The following is a 20,877-nucleotide window of genomic DNA, read 5'->3' as shown; positions in this document are numbered from 1 at the left end:
GGAGAATCCATGCGCAGGCGGCACCGGCCCCTCGAAGGGGCCGGTGCGGATGGTCGCGGACCGGAATTGTCACCAGCTGTGTATGAGCTGCATACCCTGGTGCAGGAGATCACCGACGACGACCAAGACCAGCAACAGCCCTGCGGCAAAGGCGGCCCGGCGCATCATCCAGGAGAGCTGGTACATTCGGATCCCTTCCTGCCGTGCCGGTTCCGGCTACACCGACGCCGGCGAGCGGTGAACACCGGCGTGGCGGTCGTTGTGGACCAGTTCGGTCGCCGCAAGCCGGATGCAGATGCACAGCCCGTCGATTGCCAGCCGCAGCTCCTGTTCGGACGGCAAACTCGGTGCCAACCGGATGTGACTGTCTCGAGGATCGTTGCCGGATGGGAACGCTGAACCGGCCGGTGTCAGCGCGATACCCACGTCCTTTGCCAGGCCGACTACCCGAGTAGCGGTGCCGGGGAGCACCTCGAGGTTGACGAAGTAGCCTCCGGTCGGCTCCGTCCAGGACACGATGCCCGAATTGCCGAGCTCGCGTCGAAGTGTGGAGGTGATGAGCTCGAATTTCGGGGCGAGAATTCGCTGATGTTTGCGCATGTGCGCGCGAACACCGTCCGCGTCGCGGAAGAACCGGACGTGCCGCAGCTGGTTGACCTTGTCTTGTCCGACACGTTTCCGGGAGAGGTGGTTCAGATACCACGCAATGTTCGCATCGGATCCGGCGAAGAAACTCACACCGCCGCCCGCAATGGTCATTTTCGATGTCGAGGCGAAGACGAAGGGCCGATCGGGATTTCCTACGTGGGTTGCGGTTCCGAGGATGTCGAAACTCGTTGGAGCATCGCCGGCCAATGCGTGCACCGCGTAGGCGTTGTCCCAGAAGATGCGGAAGTCCGGTGCGGCGGTCTCCATGCTCAGCAGGTCGCGAGTTACCTGCTCGGAATAGGTCACCCCGCTGGGATTGGAATACACGGGGACACACCAGATGCCCTTGATCTGCAGATCACTGGCAACCAAGTTCCGGATCGCGTCGATGTCGGGGCCGTCGGAGAGCAACGGGACTGGGACCAGCTCGATTCCGAACGACTCGGTAATGGCGAAGTGCCGGTCGTAGCCGGGTACGGGGCACAGGAACTTCACCGGAGCAGCGGACCAGGGAGCACCGGTGCCCCCCGTCCCGTGAATCCACGCGAACGAGAGCACGTCGTACATCGTTTCCAGGCTCGACGTGCCGCCGGCAATCAGACTCTTCGGGGCGATCTCGAGGACCTCGCCGAACAGTGCACGCAGCGAAGGGAGACCGGCGAGTTCACCGTAGTTGCGGCAGTCGATTCCATCGATCACGTAGTCGCCGTCACCGGGCAGGACAAGCATCGCGGCGGAGAGATCGAGTTGTTCCGGTGCCGGCTTGCCGCGGGTGATGTCGAGGGCCAGCCCGCGCGCCTTCACTGTGTCGTACTCGGCGCGGCATCGGGCGAGCTCGACTTCGAGCTCGCGATCGGTCAGGCTGTGCAGTTGAAGAGGCATCTCGGGTTCCTTCAGGTTGGGTGAATCTCGATGGGGGACCAGTGGGTGGCGATGTCCAGGGATTCGGCCCCGTGCCCGACCACGACCAAGCCGCCGTCCTTGTCGAGTCGCCCGTGGTCTCCAGTGTGGAACCAGCCGTTCTGGTCGACTGACGCGCTGAGGCCGGGAAACGTGAAGTAGCCGGTGCACAGGGACCCGGGAACGGCTTCGCGAACCAGGATCTCGCCCGAGTCGGTCAGCTGCCATTCGATGTCTCCTCGCCCGGGCCCGACGCGGCGATGAGCGTCGGCGGGGGTGTCGTGTCCGAGGTGCCATGAGCGGAGGTGACTCGCTCCGGCAGCTTCGGTCGAACCGTATCCGGAAACAGCTCGGGCAATACCGAACCGGCGCATGAACTGGGCGTCGGCCGGGAACATGGTCCGCACGCGATGCCCGGCCACTTCCTCCGTCGTGGCGGTGCGTGCGAGGTTACTCAGTTGTGATTCATCCAATGTGAGTGCGGTGATCTCCTGGTCGGTCACCGCAGACCAGAAGGTACGGGCGGCGAAGGGCCGCGCGATCAAGGCGTCGGCGCCCGCGGTGAGTGCGCCGACGACCCCGCATCCGAGGGAGTCGATCTGCGAGAGCGGCAGGGCAGTGAGTGACCGGTCGTGCTCGTTGAGCGTCAACGCCTCCGAGACAGCGCGACCGAGCCGGAGAAAATACCCATGCGATTGGGCGCAGAACTTCGGGATCCCCCCGAATGACCGCGAGGCGAGCATGAACGAGGCTGTCGATTGCTCTTCCGAGTCGACGCCGGGGGCGTAGCCGGGATCGCGCCGAGCGGCGGTGCGGAAGACGCTGGTGGCGATCGCGGGGCGAGACCCGGCGAACGACGCGGTCTCGGGGCTGTCGCTGATCACCATCGTCGGGTCGAGGACGTCGAGCATGCACGCCAGGGGCTCCCGAGGGTAGGTCGGATCCACCAGCGCGGCAGGCACGCCTGCCAACAGGCAACTCAGCCAGGCCAGAACGTAGTCCGTCGAGTTTTCTGCCACGATCGCGACGCGGTCGTCAGCAGACAGATTCCGGGCACGCAAGTCGGCGGCCCCACCGGCGGCAAGTTCGAGAGCGCGTTGCAACGAGATCTGATCGTCGAGCACACCGACCATCAGGTCGGGGCGGATGGACGCGCGATCGAGCAGAAGGCGTGGGAGATTGTCGATCATCACGGTCCTTCCTGTGTCTTGGGGTCCATCAGCGAACGGTGCCGGGTCGACCGTCGCCCCGCGGTGCCGCGGGTTCTACCGACCGGCGGCATCGACCGGGCGGGGGCGCGACAGCGACCACATCTGCCGGGCGCGTTCGACCTCGATTGCCGCCTGCCATGCGCGCGGTGGTGTGGTCGTCAACCGCAGGCTGTTCGCCAAGGCCCGAGCGAGTCCAGGATCTCGGGCGACCGGTTCGGCGAGGCGCTGGGCGGCCTCTTCGAGATCGGCCGCCGGAACCGCGTCCAACACCAGTCCGGTGTCAGCGGCGCCTGCCCCGGTCAACCGGCGCCCGAACGCACCCAGCGCGGCGGCGGTCTGGCGACCGGCTGCGCGCTCGAGAAGATGGAAATGCCCACCGCCAGGATGAATTCCGTTCTCCGCGAAGCCCGGTACCAGCAGTGCGTCCTCGGCGGCAAGACGCACATCCGCCGACAACGCCAAATTGAGTCCGGCTCCCACCGCGGCGCCATTGATCGCGGCAATCGAGGGAACAGTCACCTCACCGAATCGGTGGAACGCACGGTAGAGGCAGTCGAGCGCCTCGTACGCCTCGTGCGGCTGTGCATTGGCAAGATTCCGGAGTGCAGCCCGATCGGCCCCCGAGCAGAAGGCGCTTCCGGCTCCGGTGATCACCACAGCACCCACCGATGGGTCGTCGTCGACGGCATCGCAAGCGTCGACCAGGGCTTGCGCGCTGGTCCGATCGAGGGAGTTGCGGGTATCCGCGCCATCGAGGGTGATCCAGGCGACGTTGCTACGGACGTCGAATCGAACGGAGGTTGTCACTGGAGGACACCTGACTTCCAGGCGCGGGAGTCGGCGGCGCGAGATGCGCGAAGTGAACTGGCCATCGGGGCGTACTCCTTCTGCGGGTTTCGATACCGTCCATCGTCTCGCCGAAATTGAATAAGTAGAATGGCGATCTAGCTGGTGCAGCGCTAAAGTTTGCTTAATGAACCTCACCTCGTCGCAGTTGGCCCTCCTGCTGGCCGTCAGGCAGGGGGGCAGCCTCGCGCGCGCAGCAGAAACACTCGGAATCACCTCGCCCGCAGTGTCACAGCAGCTCGCCAAGCTCGAACGTGACCTCGGCGCACTGCTGGTCGAACGGGGTGCGCGAGGTGCCACGCTGACTCCTCTCGGGAGCCTGCTGGCCGAGCACAGCGAACGCGTCTCTGCGGAACTGTCCCGAGCGGAGGAGACCGTCGCGGACTACCTCGGCGCTCACGCCAACAGGCTCCGTCTCGGCGCGTTTCCCTCTGCGGCGGTTGCGTTGCTTCCGGACGGACTGACGGCGCTGCGTTACCGGCACCCCGAAGCGCAGTTGTCGGTCGTCGACGTACCTACCGACGGAGGCATCGAACTGATCACCACCGGTGAGCTGGATATGGCGATCACCGCCTCGTACAGCGGCACCCCGAGTGCGGTCGAGGGAGTTCGATTCGAGCACCTTCTCACCGATCCGCTTTGGGTCGTCCTCCCCGACGATCACCCTCAGGCGCAGGGTCCGGCCTCGCAGGCGGTGGAATTGAAGGCGTTCGAGAAGGACGCCTGGGCGTGCAGCATCACCGGCAGACCCGCACGTACGCAATTGAACTCGGCAGCCGCAGGCTCCGGGTTCGTGCCTTGGGTGCCGTTCCAGACCGAGTCCTACGATGTCGCACAGGCGCTCGCCGCCTCCGGTGTCGCCGTCGCATTCGTTCCCGAGCTCGCCCTGGTTCCCGGCCGGGGAACTCGCGCCCGCCGGTTGAAGCCGGCGCTTGCGCGTGAGGTCTTCGTGGCCCTGCCTGCCAGCGCCGGCCACGTCGCTCTGGCGGGTGAGCTCCTCACCATCCTGAAGAAGACGGGGAAGGCGCTGCATCGACGGCAGCAATCGGCCGCCACGCTGGGTTGACAAGCTCCATATCTCTCCGCCGACGTGGCGAAGTCGCGGGCCGAAGCATCCAGGACGTGCGGGTCGGAGGGTAGCGTTCCCCGCTGTCTATCCTGGCCGCGCGCGTCCGGAGGAGTCTTCGAGCGTAGTTCGGGCGATAGGGCAGGACGGCGACCTCACCAATGCCCAACGCAAGGCCCTCGTTCGGGAGACGGAATGAATTTCCCGCGGAGGGCTCTCGCTCGAGAGGCGGCGGTCAGGACCCACGGTGACCGTGCTACCGCGGGTCCTGGCAGCTACTTCAGGAATTCTCGAGCCGCTGCGGTTGTCGCCGCGCTGATCTCGCGGGCCAGCTTCGCGTGCGCATCCGCAATCGCCGAAACCCACTCGACGTTGGTGGCCGCCGCGATTGCCGAGTGGTATTCGAGGCTACTGTCGAGAGCCTTTTCGTAGACGTCGAGCGACCGGTTCCCGGCCTTCTTGGTCGTGTCGACGACCTTCGACCCGATGCTTGCGAACGCGTTCTGATCATTTATCCTCCCGGCATCTGTTGCGCGGGAGGAATTTCCACCGGAGACCTTCGTGTCGGTCGCTTTTGTACCGGACGTCGGAGTGGTCATGAGGAGCTCCTTCTCTTATGGGTCGTTAGCAAGAGCAGACTCACTGCTAATTGTCTGTACGGCCCTGATGGGTGGACATTCCTCACACCGGTCGAGGAGAACGCGTTTGCCCAGGACGTTGCGTGCCACCACCTGTTGACCAGTGACTCGGGGTCCTGTTCGGTTCGTGGCGCCGCGGGTATACACGAGCGAAATTGAGTATCCCGTCGTGGTCGCATTCCGATTCGGCGATGGCCTGCCACAGGCGGTGGATGAACCGGTGCGGTGTCATCCCGAAGTGCACCAGGATGTCTTCCTCGGAAGCACCTCCGAATGGTGCCCACATTAACGCTTCTGATAGGGAATGAGGGATGTCGCGTCTTCTGACCCGGCGACTGCAAGGGGCCGGCGGCCTCGATGAAGGCCTTGCTTGCGGCGGGTGTTCGCCGGTGTCATCGTGGTTCGATTCTGGCGGCGTAGATATCGCAGGGTGCGTCGACGAGGAGTTGCCGTGCCAGGCTTCCCATGATGAATTTGCCTACTGGTGAGCGTTTGCGCAGCCCGATGACGAGAAGGTCAGCGGCGGATTCGTGGACTGTGCGGGTGATGGCGTAGTGCGGTAGCGAGTCCCTGGGCTGGACGATGTCGATGACGACTCCGATCTCGTTCGCTCGGGTCGTCGCTGTGCGCAGCTGGGTTTCCGTTGCGACTTTGTGCTCGGAGATGATGTCGCCGTGGGCGACGTTCACCAGGACGACATCGGTGTCTCGGCGGTGCGCTTCGGCGAGACCTGCGGTGAGAGCTGCTTCGCCGGAGGGGGAGGGTGTGTATGCGACGACGATGGTCATGCGGACTCCTTCGAGTGGACCAGGGTGATCACGAGACGAAGATGCTGAGGATCAAGACCATGCCGAATCCTGTCAGTCCGACAAGAGACTTCATGATCGTCCACGACTTCAAGGTGTTGGCGACGCTCATTCCGAAGTAGCGGTTGGCCATCCAGAAGCCGGAGTCGTTGACATGGGAGAAGCCTGCGCCGCCGCACGCGATGGCGATGCATGTCAGTGCGATGGTCACGTTGCTGGCGCCGAGTGACTCGGCGAGAGAATTGCTGAACGTCGCGCCGGTGATCATGGCGACCAGTCCGGAACCTTGAGAGATACGCATGACCGCGGCGACGACGAAGCCGAATACGACGAGGGGGATGCTGGCGTCGCGCATGGCCGAGGACAGTGTTTCGCCGAGACCGGACGAGATCAGGACACCGCCGAAGACACCGCCCGCCCCGGTGACGAGGATGATCATCCCGGCCGGTCCGAGTGCGTCGCTCGCCAAGCGCTGGAGGTCGCCGCGGGAGGCGCCGCGTTTGATCCCGAACGCCCACAGGCTGAACAGGCAGGTGAGCAGCAGGGCGATGATGGGGTTGCCGATGAAGGTCAGTACCTGTACGCCGGTGGATTCACCGCCGATGACGCGGCCGATGGTGCCGATGAGGATCAGTACCAGCGGCATCAGGAGGGCCGCGACGACGCCGCCGAAGGACGGCAGGGTGTCCGGGTTTCCGGGACGCACCGGAGCTGTTCCGGCCTTGCTGTCGCGTACCTGGGTGACAGTGTCCGGCCGGGTCGCTGCTCGTCCCGGGTCGGCGACGGAAGTGCCGCCCGAGCCGACGTCGCTGCCGCCTTGGGTGGTGCCGCCCGATGCCTCGCCACCGTGTGGATCCGTGCCGCCGGTGCTGCCGGTGCTGCCGGAAGCGCTGCCGCCTCCGATGTTGGCGGCCACCATGGTCGGTGGGACCACGAAGATGCGTTTGGCGATGAAGCGTCCGAACAAGGGGCCGGCGACGGAGACTGCCGGTATTCCGCAGACGATGCCGAACAGGATGACCAGTCCGATGTCGGCGTGCATGATGCCGGCGGTGGCCAGGGGGCCCGGTGCCGGCGGCATGAAGGTGTAGGCGCAACTCAGGCCCGCGCAGAGCGGGATGCCGTAGTGCAGAAGGGATTTTCCGGTGCGCTGGGCGACCCCGTAGAGCATCGGCACCAGGATGACGATGGCGACGTCGATGTAGACCGAGGTGGCGACGAGGAATCCGGCCAGCCCCAGGCCCCAGGACACGGTGCGGTCGGAGAACTTGTCGACGAGGGTGATCGCGATGCGTTCGGCGGCACCGGCGCGCTGGAGGACGGTGCCGAAGATCGCGCCGAGAGCAATCACCAGCGCCAGCTGTCCGAGCGTGTCCCCCATCTCCGCGACGACGAGTTTCATCAACTCGGTCGGGCCGGTTCCGATCACGAGTCCGAAGAGCAGCGTGGTGACCAGCAGAGCGAGGAATTCTTGGAGTTTGACTTTGATGATGAGGATGAGCAGTAATCCGACTGCCAGCACCGCGGCGATGGCGACCCAGGTTTGATGGTTCATGGCACGAGACTTCCTTCCTGTATCTCGATGCCTCAGCGCGTGCTGGGAACGGAGGTGGTGGTGTCGGTGGCCTGCAGGAAGCGGAAGTCGCATCCTTCCTCGGCCTGGGTGACCTCGTCGGCGTACAGCTTGGCGTAGCCGCGGCGAGGCTTGGGCCGGGCGACGACGTCGGACCTGCGCGCGGCGAGTTCGTCGTCGGACACCTCGAGGTGCAACGACCGTTCGCTGACCGACAGCGTGATCATGTCCCCGGTACGCACCAGAGCCAGTGGGCCGCCGACGGCGGCCTCGGGTGAGGCGTGCAGGACGATGGTGCCGGCGGCGGTGCCAGACATCCGGCCGTCGGAGATCCGGACGATGTCCTTGACTCCGGCACGGGCGAGTTTGCGGGGGATCGGGATGTACCCCGCTTCGGGCATACCGGGGTAACCGACCGGGCCGATGTTGCGCAAGACCAGGATGTCGTCGGGTTCGACGTCGAGGTCGTCCCGGTCGATGCGGGCGGAAAGGTCCTCGGCGTCTTCGAACACCACGGCGCGGCCGCGGTGTTCGAGCAGCCCTACCGATGCCGCCGACTGTTTGATGATCGACCCACCGGGCGCGAGGTTGCCGCGCAGCATCGCGATGCTGCCGCCGCTGTGGATGGGATTCTCGCGGCTGCGGATCACGTCCTGATCGAACGGCGCGGGTGCGTCGTCGAGCTCCTCGCCGAGGGTTCGGCCGGTGACGGTGAGCGCGTCGAGGTTGAGCTGGTCGCGGATCTCGAGGAGAAGACGCTGGACGCCACCGGCGCGGTGCAGATCTTCCATGTAGTGATCACCGGAAGGTTTCAAGTCGACCAGCACCGGCGTCTCGCGGCCCATCCGGTCGAATGCCTCCAAGTCGAGGGGGTATCCGCAGCGGCCGGCGATCGCGGCCAGGTGCACCAATGCGTTGGTCGATCCGCCCATGGCCAACAGGACACGGAACGCATTGTCGAACGCTGCCGGGGTCAGGATCTTGTCGATGGTGAGTCTTTCGGTGGCCAGCCCGACGGCACGTCTGCCGGTTTCTTCGGCGATGCGCATGCGGTCGGCGGTCACCGCGGGCGGGGACGCACTACCGGGGAGAGCGATGCCCATTGCTTCGGAGACAGCGGCCATGGTGCTGGCGGTGCCGGCGACCGAACACGTACCCACCGAGCCGACGAGCCGGCCGTTGACCTCGGCGATCTCGTCGTCGTCGATGTTCTCGGCGCGGTACTGGCCCCAGAAGAAGCGGCAGTCGGTACACGCACCGACGGTGCGACCGCGGTGGCTGCCGGTGAGCATAGAGCCGGTCACCAACTGGATGGCGGGTTTACCCGCCGATGCGGCACCCATCAGCTGTGCGGGCACCGTCTTGTCGCAGCCGCCGATGAGCACGACCGCATCCACGGGCAGGGCGCGCAGCATCTCCTCGGTGTCCATCGACATCAGGTTCCGCAGGAACATGCTCGTCGGGAACGAGAAGCTCTCGTGCAGCGAAATGGTCGGGAACGACACCGGGAAGCCGCCGGACAGCATCACACCCCGCTTGATCGCTTCGATGAGCTGCGGGACGTTTCCGTGGCAGGGGTTGAACCCGCTCTCGGTATCGACGATCCCGATCACCGGCCGGTCGAGGGCGTCGTCGCTGTAGCCGGCGCCCTTGATGAACGCCTTGCGCAGGAAGAGCGCGAAGTCGGTGTCGCCGTAGCTGGTGAGGTTCGACCGCAGGCCGGTGGGTGTTGCTGCATTCGCCATCTGGATCATCATCCTTATTATTGATAATCTGGTGAGACTGGCATCACACCACAGAAGCGGCCGGGAGCGCAACACCCGATCGCGGCGGCGGACGGCGGAACTCCCACTGCACAGGGTGGTCGTGAGACCATGTCGACAGGTACGGAGAGACCGTGTCTGAGAGAGGGGAGGGTGAGCGCGCGTGAGTATCGATGCGAGAGATGCGTCCGCGACCGGCCCCGCGAAGTCTCGCCAGCAGGCCGCCCTCATGGCGGAACAGATCGCCCATGAGCTCGAAGAAGACATCGCCATCGGTCTGCTGCATCCGCGAGAACGCCTCGTCGAGGACTCGCTGATGGACCGGTTCGACGTCAAACGGCATGTCGTGCGCAGTGCGCTCGCCACCCTCGAAACACGCGGAGCGGTCGAGCGGCGAGCAAATGTCGGGGCGCTGGTTCGATCGTTCACCGCGCAGGACGTGCGCGACCTCTACGATGTCCGCGAACTGCTCGAAGCTGCCTGCGCTCGTGCCATCGTCGAGCCGGTCTCGGCCGCAGACCTGCAACCGGTCGAGGACGCGCTACACGCACACGAGGACGCGGTCGAGCGCCGCGACCGGCGCGCGGCACTACGCGCCAACCTCGCCTTCCACGACGCCCTCTACGACCTCTCGCCCAACCGTATCCTCGTCGAGGCGGTCAGGCGGCACGCACGCATGGCATCACCGATCCGGTCCATCACCGTTGTCAACGATCACCTTCTGCTCCGTGCCCGTGACGAACACCGAGCCATGGTGCAGGCACTCGTGGACGGAGACACCGAAGAGCTCGTGCAGGTGTGCGCGCTGCACCTACAGCCCTCCCGCGATGCCTACCTCAACCTGTTGGGAGTTCAGCACCAGCCACTCGGCCAGTAGGCATCTCGCCGCAGTCCACTGGCACCGCTGGTGGGGGTGATGCGTGCCGCCCGGCGCACGGGGTGTGTCGGGCGGCACGCTGTGGACACGACGCGCCGGAGACTCGAATGTCGGTTCAGGATCCAGCGTGTCGTGGGATCACCTGCGGGACCGGTGACGCCGTTGTCAGCCGGCCTGGATGCGGGTGATCAGATCGGTGAGGTAGGTGTAGCTCTTCTTCGCGGCGTCGAGGCCGCCGCATTCGACGGACAGGACGACGTCGTGGTCGGCCCCGTGGAGGGTTTTCACGATCCGTTCCCAGTCGATGACGCCGTCGCCGCAGGCGCAGCCGAGCATGCCGCGGACCTTGCCGCGCAGCCGTTTCGCGTCGTCGACGCCGATGTCCTTGGCGTGCAGGTGGGTGACGTCGCCGATGATCTGCTCGAGCCACTCGTGGGGGTCGTTCTCGCTGAGGTAGCTGTTGCCGGTGTCGAGGTTGATCGTCAGCGCGGGGCTGTCGATCAGGTTCATGATCTTCTCGAGGCGCTCCGGGGTGGCGGTGTATTCGCCGTGCGTCTCGATTGCGATCCTGATGCCGCGCGGTTCGGCCACCTTCGCCGCCTCCTGCAGGGTGTACCGCATCAGCGTGTAGTTCTCCGCCTCGGTGGTCCACGTCGGCAGCGGGCCGTCGTCGACCATGATCATCGGGGAACCCACCTCGGCGGCGTAGCGGATCGACTGCTTCAGGTAGTCGACGCTCACGTCCGGTTTGGCCAGCGGGGCGTGGCTGGACAGCGACGAGATGCTCAGCCCGCGGGATTCGGCGGCGTCCCGGATGATCAGCGGGTCGTCGAGCATCGACCGGGTGTGGAAGTACCCGGCGGTGCTCAGCAACTCGCGGCCCCAGTAGACCATCGGCTCGACGTACTTGTAGCCGATCTCGGCGGCCTGGTCCATCGCCCAGTCGAAAGACCCGTTCTCGAACCGCGCGAACTCCAGGTTCAGGCCGAGTTTGATTTCTCCCATGCCGGTCCCCGATCAGAATCCGCGCTGAGCGACGTAGTCGTCGCGGACCTCGCCGTGGTAGGCGGGGACGGTGATGTCCCACCAGCCGGTGGGGTGCATCTCGGTCCAGGGCAGTTCGTGGGCGCTCATCGCCTCGATGATCACCGGTCCCGGTGTCGCGAACGCGCGCTCGATGGCGTCGGCCAGCTTCTCCGGGTCCTCGACGCGTTCGGCGCTGCAGCCGAGCGACTGGGCGAACCGGGTGATGTCGGCGAAATACGGTGTCCCGTCGAGATTCTTCCATCCGGAGATGATTTCGCGCTCCTCACCGAACAGGCTGATCTGGAGGTCCTTGATCGCCTCCCAGCCGCCGTTGTTGAGGACGACGATCACCAGCGGCACTCCGAGCATCGCGGCGGTCGCGATCTCGGTGCCGGTCTGCAGGAAGCTGCCGTCGCCGACCATCGCCAGGACCGGGGTGTCCGGGGCGCCGATCTGCGCGCCGATCGCGGCGGGCACACCGAATCCGATGCCGGAGAACCCACCCGCGACGATGTTGGTCTTCGGGCCGTAGATCGGGAACTCGTTGAACGCCTGGTTGGCGGGGTTGGACGAGTCGGTGACGAGGATGCCCTCGCGCGGCAGGGCCTTGCGGATCTCCACCATCGCCCGCGAGTTGGTCATCGGCAGGTAGTCGGTGGTCCGCATCGGCCGCAGGTGCTCGTCCCACTGCGCCTTGAGGTCCTGCAGTTCCGCGAAGTAGTCGGTGCTGCGGTAGTCGCGGCCGGGCCCGAGGTCGGTGAGGGCGTTCTGCAGGGACTGCAGGGACGTTTTCGCGTCGCCGACGACACCCACCTCGACCGGGTAGTTGCGGCCGATCTCGAAACCGTCGATGTCGATCTGCACCAGTTTGGTGTTCGGGATGTCGAACGTGACGCCGGGGCGGTACGAGGAGGTGATGCGGTCGCTGAACCGGCAGCCGACGGCGAGGATCACGTCGGCGGTGCGGGTGACGCCGTTGCCCGGGATCGAACCCATGTCGCCGCACGGCCAGGCGTAGAGGTCGTGGTCGGCGGGGAAGGCGCCCTTGCCCTGGAACGAGTGCGTGACCGGTGCCCCGAGGTGCTCGGCGACGGCCATCAATTCCGCGGCGGCCTCGGCGTGGATGACGCCGCCGCCGGCCACGATCACGGGACGCTTCGCACCGGCGAGCAGGCGGGCGGCCTCGGCGATCACGGCCGGGTCACCGGTGGCGCGGGTGGCGGGCCTGCGGGTGCCGGTGTCGGGGGTGTAGTCGCCGTACTCGGCCTGCAGGTCCTGCGGAATGTCGACGAGGACGGGTCCGCGCCTGCCCTCGTGCATCGTGTTGAACGCCTGGGCGAGCGCCACCGGAAGCTGTTCGAGGCGGCTGGGCTGCCACCAGCGCTTGACCACCGGTTCGACCATGCGGGGAAAGTTGTTGCCGTGCGGGCGGTCGATCTCCTGCAGCACACCCCGGTTCTCCATGTAGGTGTGCACGGCGCCGGTGATCAGAAGCATCGGCATCGAGTCGGCGAACGCGGTCGCCAACCCGGTGAGGGTGTTGGTGGCGCCCGGTCCGATGGAGGTACAGATCGCGGCGATCTTCCCGGAGGCCCGGTAGTAGCCGTCGGCCATGTGGGCGGCGCCCTGCTCGTGCATGGCGGGGACCAGTTCGATCTCGTCGGCGCGGTCGACGAACGCGTCGAGGAGTGCGGTGTTGCCGTGGCCGGGGATCGCGAAGACCTTCTCGACTCCCTCGCGGATCAGGAAGTCGACGACCATCTGTCCGCCGGTGAGTTGCTGTGTTGTCATGTCGGTGTTCCTAGCTTTCGGTGACGGTGTCAGACGGACGTGGGTTCGGCCGGGGAAGTCCGGCCTGCGGTCGTGCGGTGCTGTGCGGTGATCGCCTCGGCGACGCGGAAGGCGTTGGCCGCGATGGACAGGGCGGGGTTCATCACGGGCAGGGACGGGAAGAAGGACGAGTCGACGACGTACAGGTTGTGCACGTCGTGGGCGCGGCAGTCGGCGTCGAGCACGGAGGTCGTGGGGTCGGTTCCGGCGCGGACGGTGCCGGCCTGGTGGGAGTTGACCTCGATGCCGGTGCCCTCGCTGAAGACGAACGGGTACCCGATCTTGCGGAGGATCGTGCGCATCTCGCGGACCAGCACCTCGTGGGCGCGCGTGTTGTTGGGGGTCCACGCGATCTGGATGTTGCCGTCGGCGGTGAGGGTGACGCGGTTGTCCGGATCGGGCAGGTCCTCGGTGAACAGCCACCAGTCGATGCTGCGGGCCGTCGCCTGGCTCAGCGCCCACTTGGGGATCAGCGGCCGTTGGCCCTTGATCATCTCGCCCTGCAGTTTCCCGATCAGCTGCACGTGCCCGAGCGGGTAGGGGTGCTCGGCGGTGCCGCGGGTGTAGAAGTCGTTGAGGTACAGCGTCTTCTGGAACTCGGCGGTGTTCTTCTTCAGCGGGTTGATGCCGACCATGATGGAGTTGTTGTGCACCATGTAGTTTCGTCCGACCATGCCGGAGGAGTTGGCGAGACCGTCCGGATGCGCGGGGTTCGCCGACCGCAGCAGCAGTGCCGCGGAGTTGACGGCGCCGCAGGAGACCACGACGGTGGTTGCCTCGACGACGAGTTCGGTCCCGCGGTGCCGCAGCCGAACTCCGGTGGCCTGTGTGCCGGTGTCGTCGGTCAGGACCTGTTCGGCGTAGGCGTTGGTCAGCAGTTCCACCGTGCCGGAGGCCACGGCGGGACGCACGCAGCACACGTCCGCATCGGACTTGGCAAGCACGCGACAGGGGAACCCGTCGCAGGTCCGACATCGAATGCAGCCGCCGCCCTCGCGGAGGTCGATGCCCAGCGGAATGTTCGACGGGGTGTATCCGAGGCGGCGCAGGGCGTCGGCGGCCTCCTGCACCGTCGGTTCGTGTCCGATCGCCGGGTAGGGGAACGGTTCGTCGCGGGGCAGGGTCGGGTCGTCGGTGTGGTCGCCGTGGACCCGGTACACCTGTTCTGCGCGTGCGTAATACGGCGCGAAGTCGTCGTACGAGAAGGGCCACTCGGGTGATTCGCCGGCCTCGTGCTGCGTCGACTGGAAGTCTTCCCGGCGGAACCGCACCAGTGAGGAGCCGTAGAGTTTGGTGTTCCCGCCGACGTAGTAGTACGTGCCGGGGCTGAACGGTCTGCCCTCGGTGTCGTACCACTGCTCGGCGTTCGCGTACCGGTGTCCTTCGAAGACCTCCTGCGGGCTCCAGTTCTGCTTTTCCTGCGGCAGGAAGTCGCCGCGCTCGATCAGAAGCACATCGACTCCCGAGTCCGCGAGCGCGTAGGCGAGCGTTCCACCGCCCATTCCGCTGCCGACGATGACGACGTCGTAGCTGTGCTTGCTCGGGCCTGTGGGCTCCCCCACGGATGCGTCTCTCATGGGTACTGCTCCTCGGTCGTAGAGGGTGGCGTGACGGGTTGGTTATACGTATCACTAAAGGGTAGCGAGGACGTCGTGGATGTCAACCCTGCACGAGCAGCTCATCCCGGCAGGGGACGAGCTGCCCGCGGTCGTCAGGGCACGAGTGGTCGAGTGAGGTTCTCCGGACGCAGCACGTCGTCGAGCTGCTCGCGACTGAGCAGACCCCGCTCGAGCACGAGCGCGGCCACGGTGCGACCGGTCGCCAGTGCGTCCGCCGCGATCGCGGTGGCCGCGGTGTACCCGATGTGCGGGTTGAGGGCCGTGACCACGCCGATGGACGCGTCGACCGTGTTCCTCAGGTGCTCGATGTTCGCACCGATCCCCACGACACACCGCTCCCGGAGTACCGCGCATCCGCGGGTGAGCAGTTCGATCGTCTCGAACAGGCTGTGCGCGATGATCGGCTCGAACGCGTTGAGCTGCAGCTGCCCGCCCTCGGCGGCCATCGTGACGGTCAGGTCGTTGCCGATCACCCGGAAGGCGATCTGGTTCACGACCTCCGGGATCACCGGATTCACCTTGCCCGGCATGATCGACGAGCCGGCCTGCACGGGCGGCAGCGTGATCTCACCGAAACCGGCGCGCGGCCCCGACGACAGCAGCCGAAGGTCGTTGCAGATCTTCGACAGCTTCACCGCGGTGCGCTTGAGCACCCCGGACAGCTGGACGAACGCCCCGACGTCCTGGGTGGCTTCGATCAGGTCGGACGCCGTCGTCACCTCGATGCCGGTGATCGCGGCGAGATGCTCGCGCACCCGCCACGCGTACTCGTGGTGCGCGTTGAGACCGGTCCCGATCGCCGTTCCGCCGAGATTGATCTCGGAGATGAGCGTCGCCGCCTCCCCGAGCCGCTGCGAGTCCTCGTCGATCATCAGCGCGAACGTCGCGATCTCCTGCCCCAGGGTCATCGGAACCGCATCCTGCAGTTGGGTGCGCCCGACCTTGAGGACGTCGGCGAACTCCGTCGACTTCACCGCGAACGCGCCCGCCAGGTCCTGCATCGACGCCCGCAGCCTGGTCAGGGCGGTTTGCAGGCCGGCCTTGATCGCGGTGGGGTAGACGTCGTTGGTGCTCTGGCTCATGTTCACGTGCTCGAGCGGATGGAGATGCTCGTAGCTGCCGCGGGCGTGGCCGAGCAGTTCCAGGGCCCGGTTGGCCACCACCTCGTTGGCGTTCATGTTGCTGGAGGTGCCGGCGCCGCCCTGGATGACGTCCACGACGAACTGGTCCCGGAGGGCGCCTGCCCGTATCTCTTCGCACGCCTGAGCGATCGCCCCCGCCTCGCGCAAGGGGAGCAGGCCGAGGTTCGCATTGGCCTGTGCTGCTGCTTGTTTCACTGCGGCCAGCGCCGACACGAGGTCGGGATGGGCGGACAGCGGAATGCCGGTGATGGGGAAGTTCTCGGTCGCCCGCAGGGTGTGGATGCCGTAGTAGGCGTCGGAGGGAACTTCCCGGTCGCCGAGGAGATCGTGCTCGAGACGGGTCATCGGTCCGAGGTCACCCGGGTCGGGACGTCGCCCCACGCCAGCGGGGCGTTGCCGAACTTGGCGGCCCGGAGGTCGCCGGACCGGGCGTGGCCCTCGAACTTCTCGAGTCGCGAGACCCGGCCGCAGATCTCACCCAGCTGGGCGCTGGTGTCGAGGTTGCGGACCTCCTGGTAGGTGAGCGTCTTGAGGAACTTGCCCACCCACAGACCGCCGGTGTAGTTCGCGGCGCCGAGGGTCGGGAGGACGTGGTTCGTGCCGATCAGCTTGTCACCGTAGGGAACACACGTGCCTTCGCCCAGGAACAGGGCGCCGTAGTTGCGCATGGACGTCAGGGCCTGGCGCGGGTCCTCGGTGAGGATCTGGACGTGCTCGGACGCGAACTTGTCGGCGAGGGCGTAGGCCTCGGTGAGGGTGTCGACGATGTGGACCTGCCCGTGATCGCGCCACGCGGGACCGGCGATGGCGTTGGTCACCAGGCCCGGGAGCAGGGCCTCGATGTGGTCGAGGGTGGCCCGGCCGACCGCCTCGGACGTGGTGATCAGCACGCACGGGGAGTCGGGGCCGTGCTCGGCCTGCGACAGCAGGTCGACGGCGATGGTGAACGGGTCGGCGTGGTCGTCGGCGACGATGAGCGTCTCGGTCGGCCCGGCGAACAGGTCGATCCCGACCTCACCGAACAGTTGCCGCTTGGCTTCGGCCACGTAGGCGTTGCCGGGACCGGTGAGGATCGAGACCGGGTCGACGGTCTCGGTGCCGAGTGCCAGCGCGGCGATCGCCTGGACGCCGCCGAGGACGAAGATCTCGTCGGCGCCGGCCAGGTGCATGGCGGCGACGCTGATCGGCGGTGCCTCGCCCGCGTTCGGCGGGGTCGTCGCGGCGACGCGATCGACGCCGGCGACCTTCGCGGTGAGCACGGTCATGTGCGCGGACGCGGTCAGCGGGTAGCGCCCGCCGGGCACGTAGGCGGCCGCGGCGTCGATCGGCACGTTGCGGTGGCCGAGGAAGACGCCGGGCAGCGTCTCGACCTCGATGTCCTGGATCGAGTCCCGCTGCGCCTGAGCGAAGTTGCGGATCTGTCGCTGCGCGAACCGCAGGTCGTCGAGGACGGTCTCCGGTACGGACTTCACGATCTCCGCGACCTGGTCCTCGCTCAGCCGGAACGACTCGGGGGACCAGCCGTCGAACTTCTCGGAGTACTTCCGGACGGCGTCGTCGCCGTTCGCGCGGACGTCGGCGATGACGGCGGCGACGGTGGCGACCACGGCGGGGTTGCTCGCCCGCTGCGCTGGTTCACCGACGGCGGCCTTGAGAACGAATGACATGGGTGCTTCCTTCGGATGAGCGAGGGGCTGGATCTGTTGTCATTCAGCATTGCGGTGCCACACCGTTTCCGACAGTTGCATTGTGGGAACTATTTGCGTCGGTTCATGCACGTTCTGTGTACCATTGTTCATGGTCTTCACCGTCGCCGATGCCCTCGAAATCGATCTCCTCAAGGACGCGGGAGCCCGTGTCCTGACCGGATCGGGCAGCCTCGACCGTGAGGTCCGCTGGGTGCATTCCTCCGAGATCTCGGATATCGCCCGCTTCCTCCGAGGTGGAGAATTACTCCTGACCGCCGGGCTCGGAATGGGCAACACGGGCGCCCTCCAGCAGGTGTTCGTGCGCGCAGCCGCTCATGCCGGGGCCGCCGCTCTCGTCATCGAGGAGTCGGGACGGATGTTCGACCGCGTACCGGATGCCGTAGTCGCCGAAGGGCAGGCCTGCGACCTGCCGATCATTGCCCTCGCCCGCGAGGTGCCGTTCGCCGGGGTCTCGGCGCAGGTGCACGAGATCCTCACCGACAGGCGCCTGCAGGCACTCACCTACGAGCGGGAAGTCGAGTCCACGTTCTCGAACCTGTTGCTCGACGGCGCCGACTACCTGTCGATCGTGCAGACGCTGGCAGAACTCACCGACGGCACGGTGGTACTCGAGAACATCGCGCACCGTGTGATGGCGTACGTCGGCGAGTTCGACGAGGAGGCCGGCATCGAGGACTGGGACAAGCACGCGCGCGGCCTCCACGGCGACGACGACGGATGTGTTCGCAGGCCGGTTCTGATGCGCGGCCAGCCGTGGGGCTGGATCCACGTCTTCACCGACCGGCCGGCAACCGCACGCTCCACAGCCGTGTTCGCAGCGGAGCGTGCCGCCGCGTCCGTCGCGATCTCCCTGCTGACCGACCGGAGCCGGGAAGCGAGGGACGACCAGCGGAGCACGGCACTGATCACGCGACTGCTGATCGGCGACCTCTCCGGCGCCGAATTCGTGGACCAGGCGGGAAGACTCGGATATCAGCTGGGGTCGGGACCTATCGTCGTCGTCATCGCGAACAAGGACGGCCGCGACGAGTCGTCGGCTCCGCGCGCCGGCCGCCAGCCCGACACCGGGGCGATCCACGCCGACATGGGCGACTACGTCGTGGCGGTGGCGGCGGAATCCGGGCGAACACGCGCCGAACTCGCGGGCCTGCTCGGGAAGACGGAGCACGGGGGTGGCATGAGCCGCGCGGTACCGGCTTCGATGCTGCAGGTCGCGGTCACGCAGGCGAAGAGTGCCGCCGCGGTGTCGCGCTCCCTGCCCGCCTCACCGATGCTGCATTTCGACGACCTCGGCGTCGAACGTCTGCTCGTGACGTTGGCGCAGGGTCCCGAACTCGCCAGCTTCGTCGAGGACGAACTCGGCCCCCTGCTCACGAAGGATGCGCAGTCCACGACCCCGCTGCTCCCCACATTGCGGGCCTTCCTCGCCGTCGACGGCCGCAAGACCGAAGCGGCGGACAAACTCTTCATCCAGCGCCGGACGCTGTACAACCGGCTCGACCGCATCGCTGCGATCCTGGGCAAGTCCCTGGACGACGCCGCCACCCGGCAGAGCCTGCTGCTCGCGGTGAAGGGGCTGGATCTGCTCGAGGGGTCGTCGGTTGCGGCGCGGCGGAGCGGGCGACCATGATTCGGAGCGGGCGACCATGATTCGGAGCGGGCGACCATGACACCGTCGGTATGGGGTTCTCATTCTGTGCAGTCTGTGCGCAGGAGGTACACGGTCTGTACCTGTTGTGCGGCGCGTCACCTTCGTAGTGTTTTCACCAAGATTCCGGCCATCCAGTCGGCGTTGATCGAAAGTTCACGCACTCGCTACTCGCTGAACGGATGCCTACCCCCGTAGGCGCCCGCGGCGGTCCGAGACCTACCGCAAGGACGAAATCATGGCAACACATGGAGCAGGCACCGCTCCCGTGCTCGACCATACACGCGTGCGAAAGGCGCGAATCGCAACATTCTTCGGCTTCTTCCAGTTGGGCGCCGTGATGTTGATGTGGTCGACGAGCACCACCTCGTTGCGTAGTCACCTCGGATGGGAAGGCGACGGCGGCGACTCGCAGTTCGGCCTCCTCGCGCTGTCGATCGGCATCGGCGCCGCCGTCGGGTGCTTCGCCATCGGCCCGTTCATCGATCGCTACGGTCCGCGAAACACGGCCATGCCCACGATGGTGATCTACCCGCTCTGTTACATCCCCCTCGCGTTCCTCGACGGGCTGATCGGGGCGATGGTGATCGGCGTGCTCATCGGGCTGCTCCGCGGCGCCTTCGACACGGCGTTCAACACCCACGGTGTGCAGGTCGAGCGGTACTACGGGCGACCCATCATGTCGGCCTTCCATGCGGCCTACCCGGCGGGTGGCTTCGTACTGGGTCTCGTCGGCAGTGCGCTGGCCCGGCACTTCACCGACAGCCCCGCCGTCGCCTACATCTCGATCGGCGTCGTGTTGTCCGTGCTCGGTTTCGTCTTCGGCAAGTGGCTCCTCTCCCTCGACGAGTTGCTGCCCCCGGAGCGGGACGAGATTCCCGGCGCTGCCGACCCCGCCCACCCGGGGAAGCGGTCCGCCACCACGGCGACGCTGCTCGTGATGATCGGATTCGGTGTGCTCCTGCTCGGCTCGATGCTGAGCGAGGGTGCGGTCCTGGACTGGGGCCAGGAATTCGTTCGCCGTGCGGTCGGCACCACGGCCGGCCTGGCGGCGACGGCCGTGACGCTCTACTCGGGTGCGCAGTTCGTCGGCCGGTTGTTCGGCGACAAATTGGCCGAGTACTTCGGTGCCCGCCTCATCGTCGGCGCGAGCGGTGTCATCGGTGCCGCCGGTGCTCTTCTCGCGATGCTGGGCGGCTCGGCGCCGCTCGCACTCACCGGTTTCGTGCTGCTGGGTCTCGGCCTGGCCTGCATGGCACCGCTCATGCTGTCGGCGGCCGGGCGACGCGATCCCGAGAATGCGGGACGGAACATCGGACTGGTCAACGCAATCGGCTACGTCGGCATGCTCGTCGGACCGGCCGCGATCACCGTCGTCGTCGACAATCTCGGTATCGAATGGATGCCGCTGCTGCCGGCCATCCTCCTCGCGCTGATCGCGGTCGGCGGTCCCGCGCTGATGCGCCTGGTGCCGCGCTACCACAAGCCGGCGGCGGACTCGAGCAGGCACGAGGTGGCGGCCGGGTAGGTCGTCCGCCACTCCGGCTCCCGCGGTCCGGCGCCTCTCCCGAGGTG

The 20,877-nt window shown here is 66.6% G+C and carries 16 protein-coding genes and 1 pseudogene; 5 read left to right on the top strand and 12 right to left on the bottom strand.

The features are described 5' to 3' along the window. On the top strand, positions 1-241 hold a 241-nt coding region (locus ACFTZB_RS13775; RefSeq protein WP_378432253.1), incomplete at its 5' end, for a hypothetical protein. Here ACFTZB_RS13775 and ACFTZB_RS13770 read toward each other — a convergent pair. From ACFTZB_RS13770 to ACFTZB_RS13760, 3 genes are all read right to left on the bottom strand, one after another. After that, complete coding sequence (locus ACFTZB_RS13770) at positions 217-1,530, bottom strand: aminotransferase (RefSeq protein WP_378432251.1); 1,314 nt, start codon at positions 1,528-1,530, stop codon at positions 217-219. The genes ACFTZB_RS13775 and ACFTZB_RS13770 overlap by 25 nt on opposite strands. 11 nt (positions 1,531-1,541) lie before the next feature. After that, positions 1,542-2,738: an AMP-binding protein gene (locus tag ACFTZB_RS13765; protein WP_378432249.1), complete on the bottom strand. Its 1,197-nt coding sequence runs from the start codon at positions 2,736-2,738 to the stop codon at positions 1,542-1,544. A gap of 75 nt (positions 2,739-2,813) precedes the next feature. Continuing rightward, entirely contained in the window at positions 2,814-3,566 is a 753-nt protein-coding gene (locus tag ACFTZB_RS13760; protein WP_378432247.1) for an enoyl-CoA hydratase-related protein, read from the bottom strand. Positions 3,567-3,732: 166 nt separating this feature from the next. Here ACFTZB_RS13760 and ACFTZB_RS13755 point away from each other — a divergent pair, with 166 nt between their 5' ends. Continuing rightward, entirely contained in the window at positions 3,733-4,671 is a 939-nt protein-coding gene (locus ACFTZB_RS13755; RefSeq protein WP_378432245.1) for a LysR family transcriptional regulator, read from the top strand. A gap of 275 nt (positions 4,672-4,946) precedes the next feature. On the opposite strand, the gene ACFTZB_RS13750 is transcribed toward ACFTZB_RS13755, so the two are convergent. The 4 genes from ACFTZB_RS13750 to ACFTZB_RS13735 all read right to left on the bottom strand — a co-directional run bounded on the left by ACFTZB_RS13750 (position 4,947) and on the right by ACFTZB_RS13735 (position 9,433). Further along, positions 4,947-5,270, bottom strand: a complete 324-nt coding sequence (locus tag ACFTZB_RS13750; protein WP_378432241.1) for a hypothetical protein — start codon at positions 5,268-5,270, stop codon at positions 4,947-4,949. A 431-nt stretch (positions 5,271-5,701) separates the two neighbouring features. Then, positions 5,702-6,097 carry a universal stress protein gene (locus tag ACFTZB_RS13745; protein WP_378432239.1) on the bottom strand — a complete coding sequence of 132 codons (396 nt, stop codon included), beginning with the start codon at positions 6,095-6,097 and terminating at the stop codon, positions 5,702-5,704. Between the two features lie 28 nt (positions 6,098-6,125). After that, complete coding sequence (locus ACFTZB_RS13740) at positions 6,126-7,670, bottom strand: GntP family permease (protein WP_378432238.1); 1,545 nt, start codon at positions 7,668-7,670, stop codon at positions 6,126-6,128. Positions 7,671-7,702: 32 nt separating this feature from the next. Further along, positions 7,703-9,433, bottom strand: a complete 1,731-nt coding sequence (locus ACFTZB_RS13735) for an IlvD/Edd family dehydratase (protein ID WP_378432237.1) — start codon at positions 9,431-9,433, stop codon at positions 7,703-7,705. A 181-nt stretch (positions 9,434-9,614) separates the two neighbouring features. Here ACFTZB_RS13735 and ACFTZB_RS13730 point away from each other — a divergent pair, with 181 nt between their 5' ends. Beyond that, positions 9,615-10,328 carry a GntR family transcriptional regulator gene (locus ACFTZB_RS13730; protein ID WP_378432236.1) on the top strand — a complete coding sequence of 238 codons (714 nt, stop codon included), beginning with the start codon at positions 9,615-9,617 and terminating at the stop codon, positions 10,326-10,328. Positions 10,329-10,493: 165 nt separating this feature from the next. Here the strand turns inward: ACFTZB_RS13730 and ACFTZB_RS13725 are convergent, their stop codons facing one another. The 5 genes from ACFTZB_RS13725 to hisD form a co-directional block, all read right to left on the bottom strand. Beyond that, on the bottom strand, positions 10,494-11,333 hold the full coding sequence (locus tag ACFTZB_RS13725; protein ID WP_378432235.1) for a sugar phosphate isomerase/epimerase family protein: 840 nt from the start codon (positions 11,331-11,333) through the stop codon (positions 10,494-10,496). 12 nt (positions 11,334-11,345) lie between these two features. Further along, on the bottom strand, positions 11,346-13,145 hold the full coding sequence (locus ACFTZB_RS13720; RefSeq protein ID WP_378432234.1) for a thiamine pyrophosphate-binding protein: 1,800 nt from the start codon (positions 13,143-13,145) through the stop codon (positions 11,346-11,348). 29 nt (positions 13,146-13,174) lie between these two features. After that, on the bottom strand, positions 13,175-14,761 hold the full coding sequence (locus ACFTZB_RS13715) for a GMC family oxidoreductase (RefSeq protein ID WP_378432233.1): 1,587 nt from the start codon (positions 14,759-14,761) through the stop codon (positions 13,175-13,177). Positions 14,762-14,895: 134 nt separating this feature from the next. Continuing rightward, positions 14,896-16,290, bottom strand: a complete 1,395-nt coding sequence (locus ACFTZB_RS13710) for an aspartate ammonia-lyase (RefSeq protein ID WP_378432232.1) — start codon at positions 16,288-16,290, stop codon at positions 14,896-14,898. Continuing rightward, positions 16,287-17,612: a histidinol dehydrogenase gene (gene hisD, locus ACFTZB_RS13705; protein WP_378432230.1), complete on the bottom strand. Its 1,326-nt coding sequence runs from the start codon at positions 17,610-17,612 to the stop codon at positions 16,287-16,289. The genes ACFTZB_RS13710 and hisD overlap by 4 nt, the downstream gene beginning before the upstream one ends. 130 nt (positions 17,613-17,742) lie before the next feature. Here hisD and ACFTZB_RS13700 point away from each other — a divergent pair, with 130 nt between their 5' ends. Both ACFTZB_RS13700 and ACFTZB_RS13695 read left to right on the top strand, forming a co-directional pair. Continuing rightward, positions 17,743-19,284, top strand: coding sequence for a PucR family transcriptional regulator (locus tag ACFTZB_RS13700; RefSeq protein ID WP_378432229.1), 1,542 nt, complete (start codon positions 17,743-17,745; stop codon positions 19,282-19,284). 229 nt (positions 19,285-19,513) lie between these two features. Continuing rightward, positions 19,514-20,830 (top strand): annotated as a pseudogene (locus tag ACFTZB_RS13695) (MFS transporter); the annotation flags it as partial. Positions 20,831-20,877 lie beyond the last annotated feature (47 nt).

This window comes from Rhodococcus sp. NPDC057014 (assembly GCF_042673295.1).
GTDB lineage: Bacteria > Actinomycetota > Actinomycetes > Mycobacteriales > Mycobacteriaceae > Rhodococcus_F.
The sequence above is the reverse complement of the archived record's forward strand: the minus strand, read 5'-3'. Positions and strand labels throughout refer to the sequence as shown.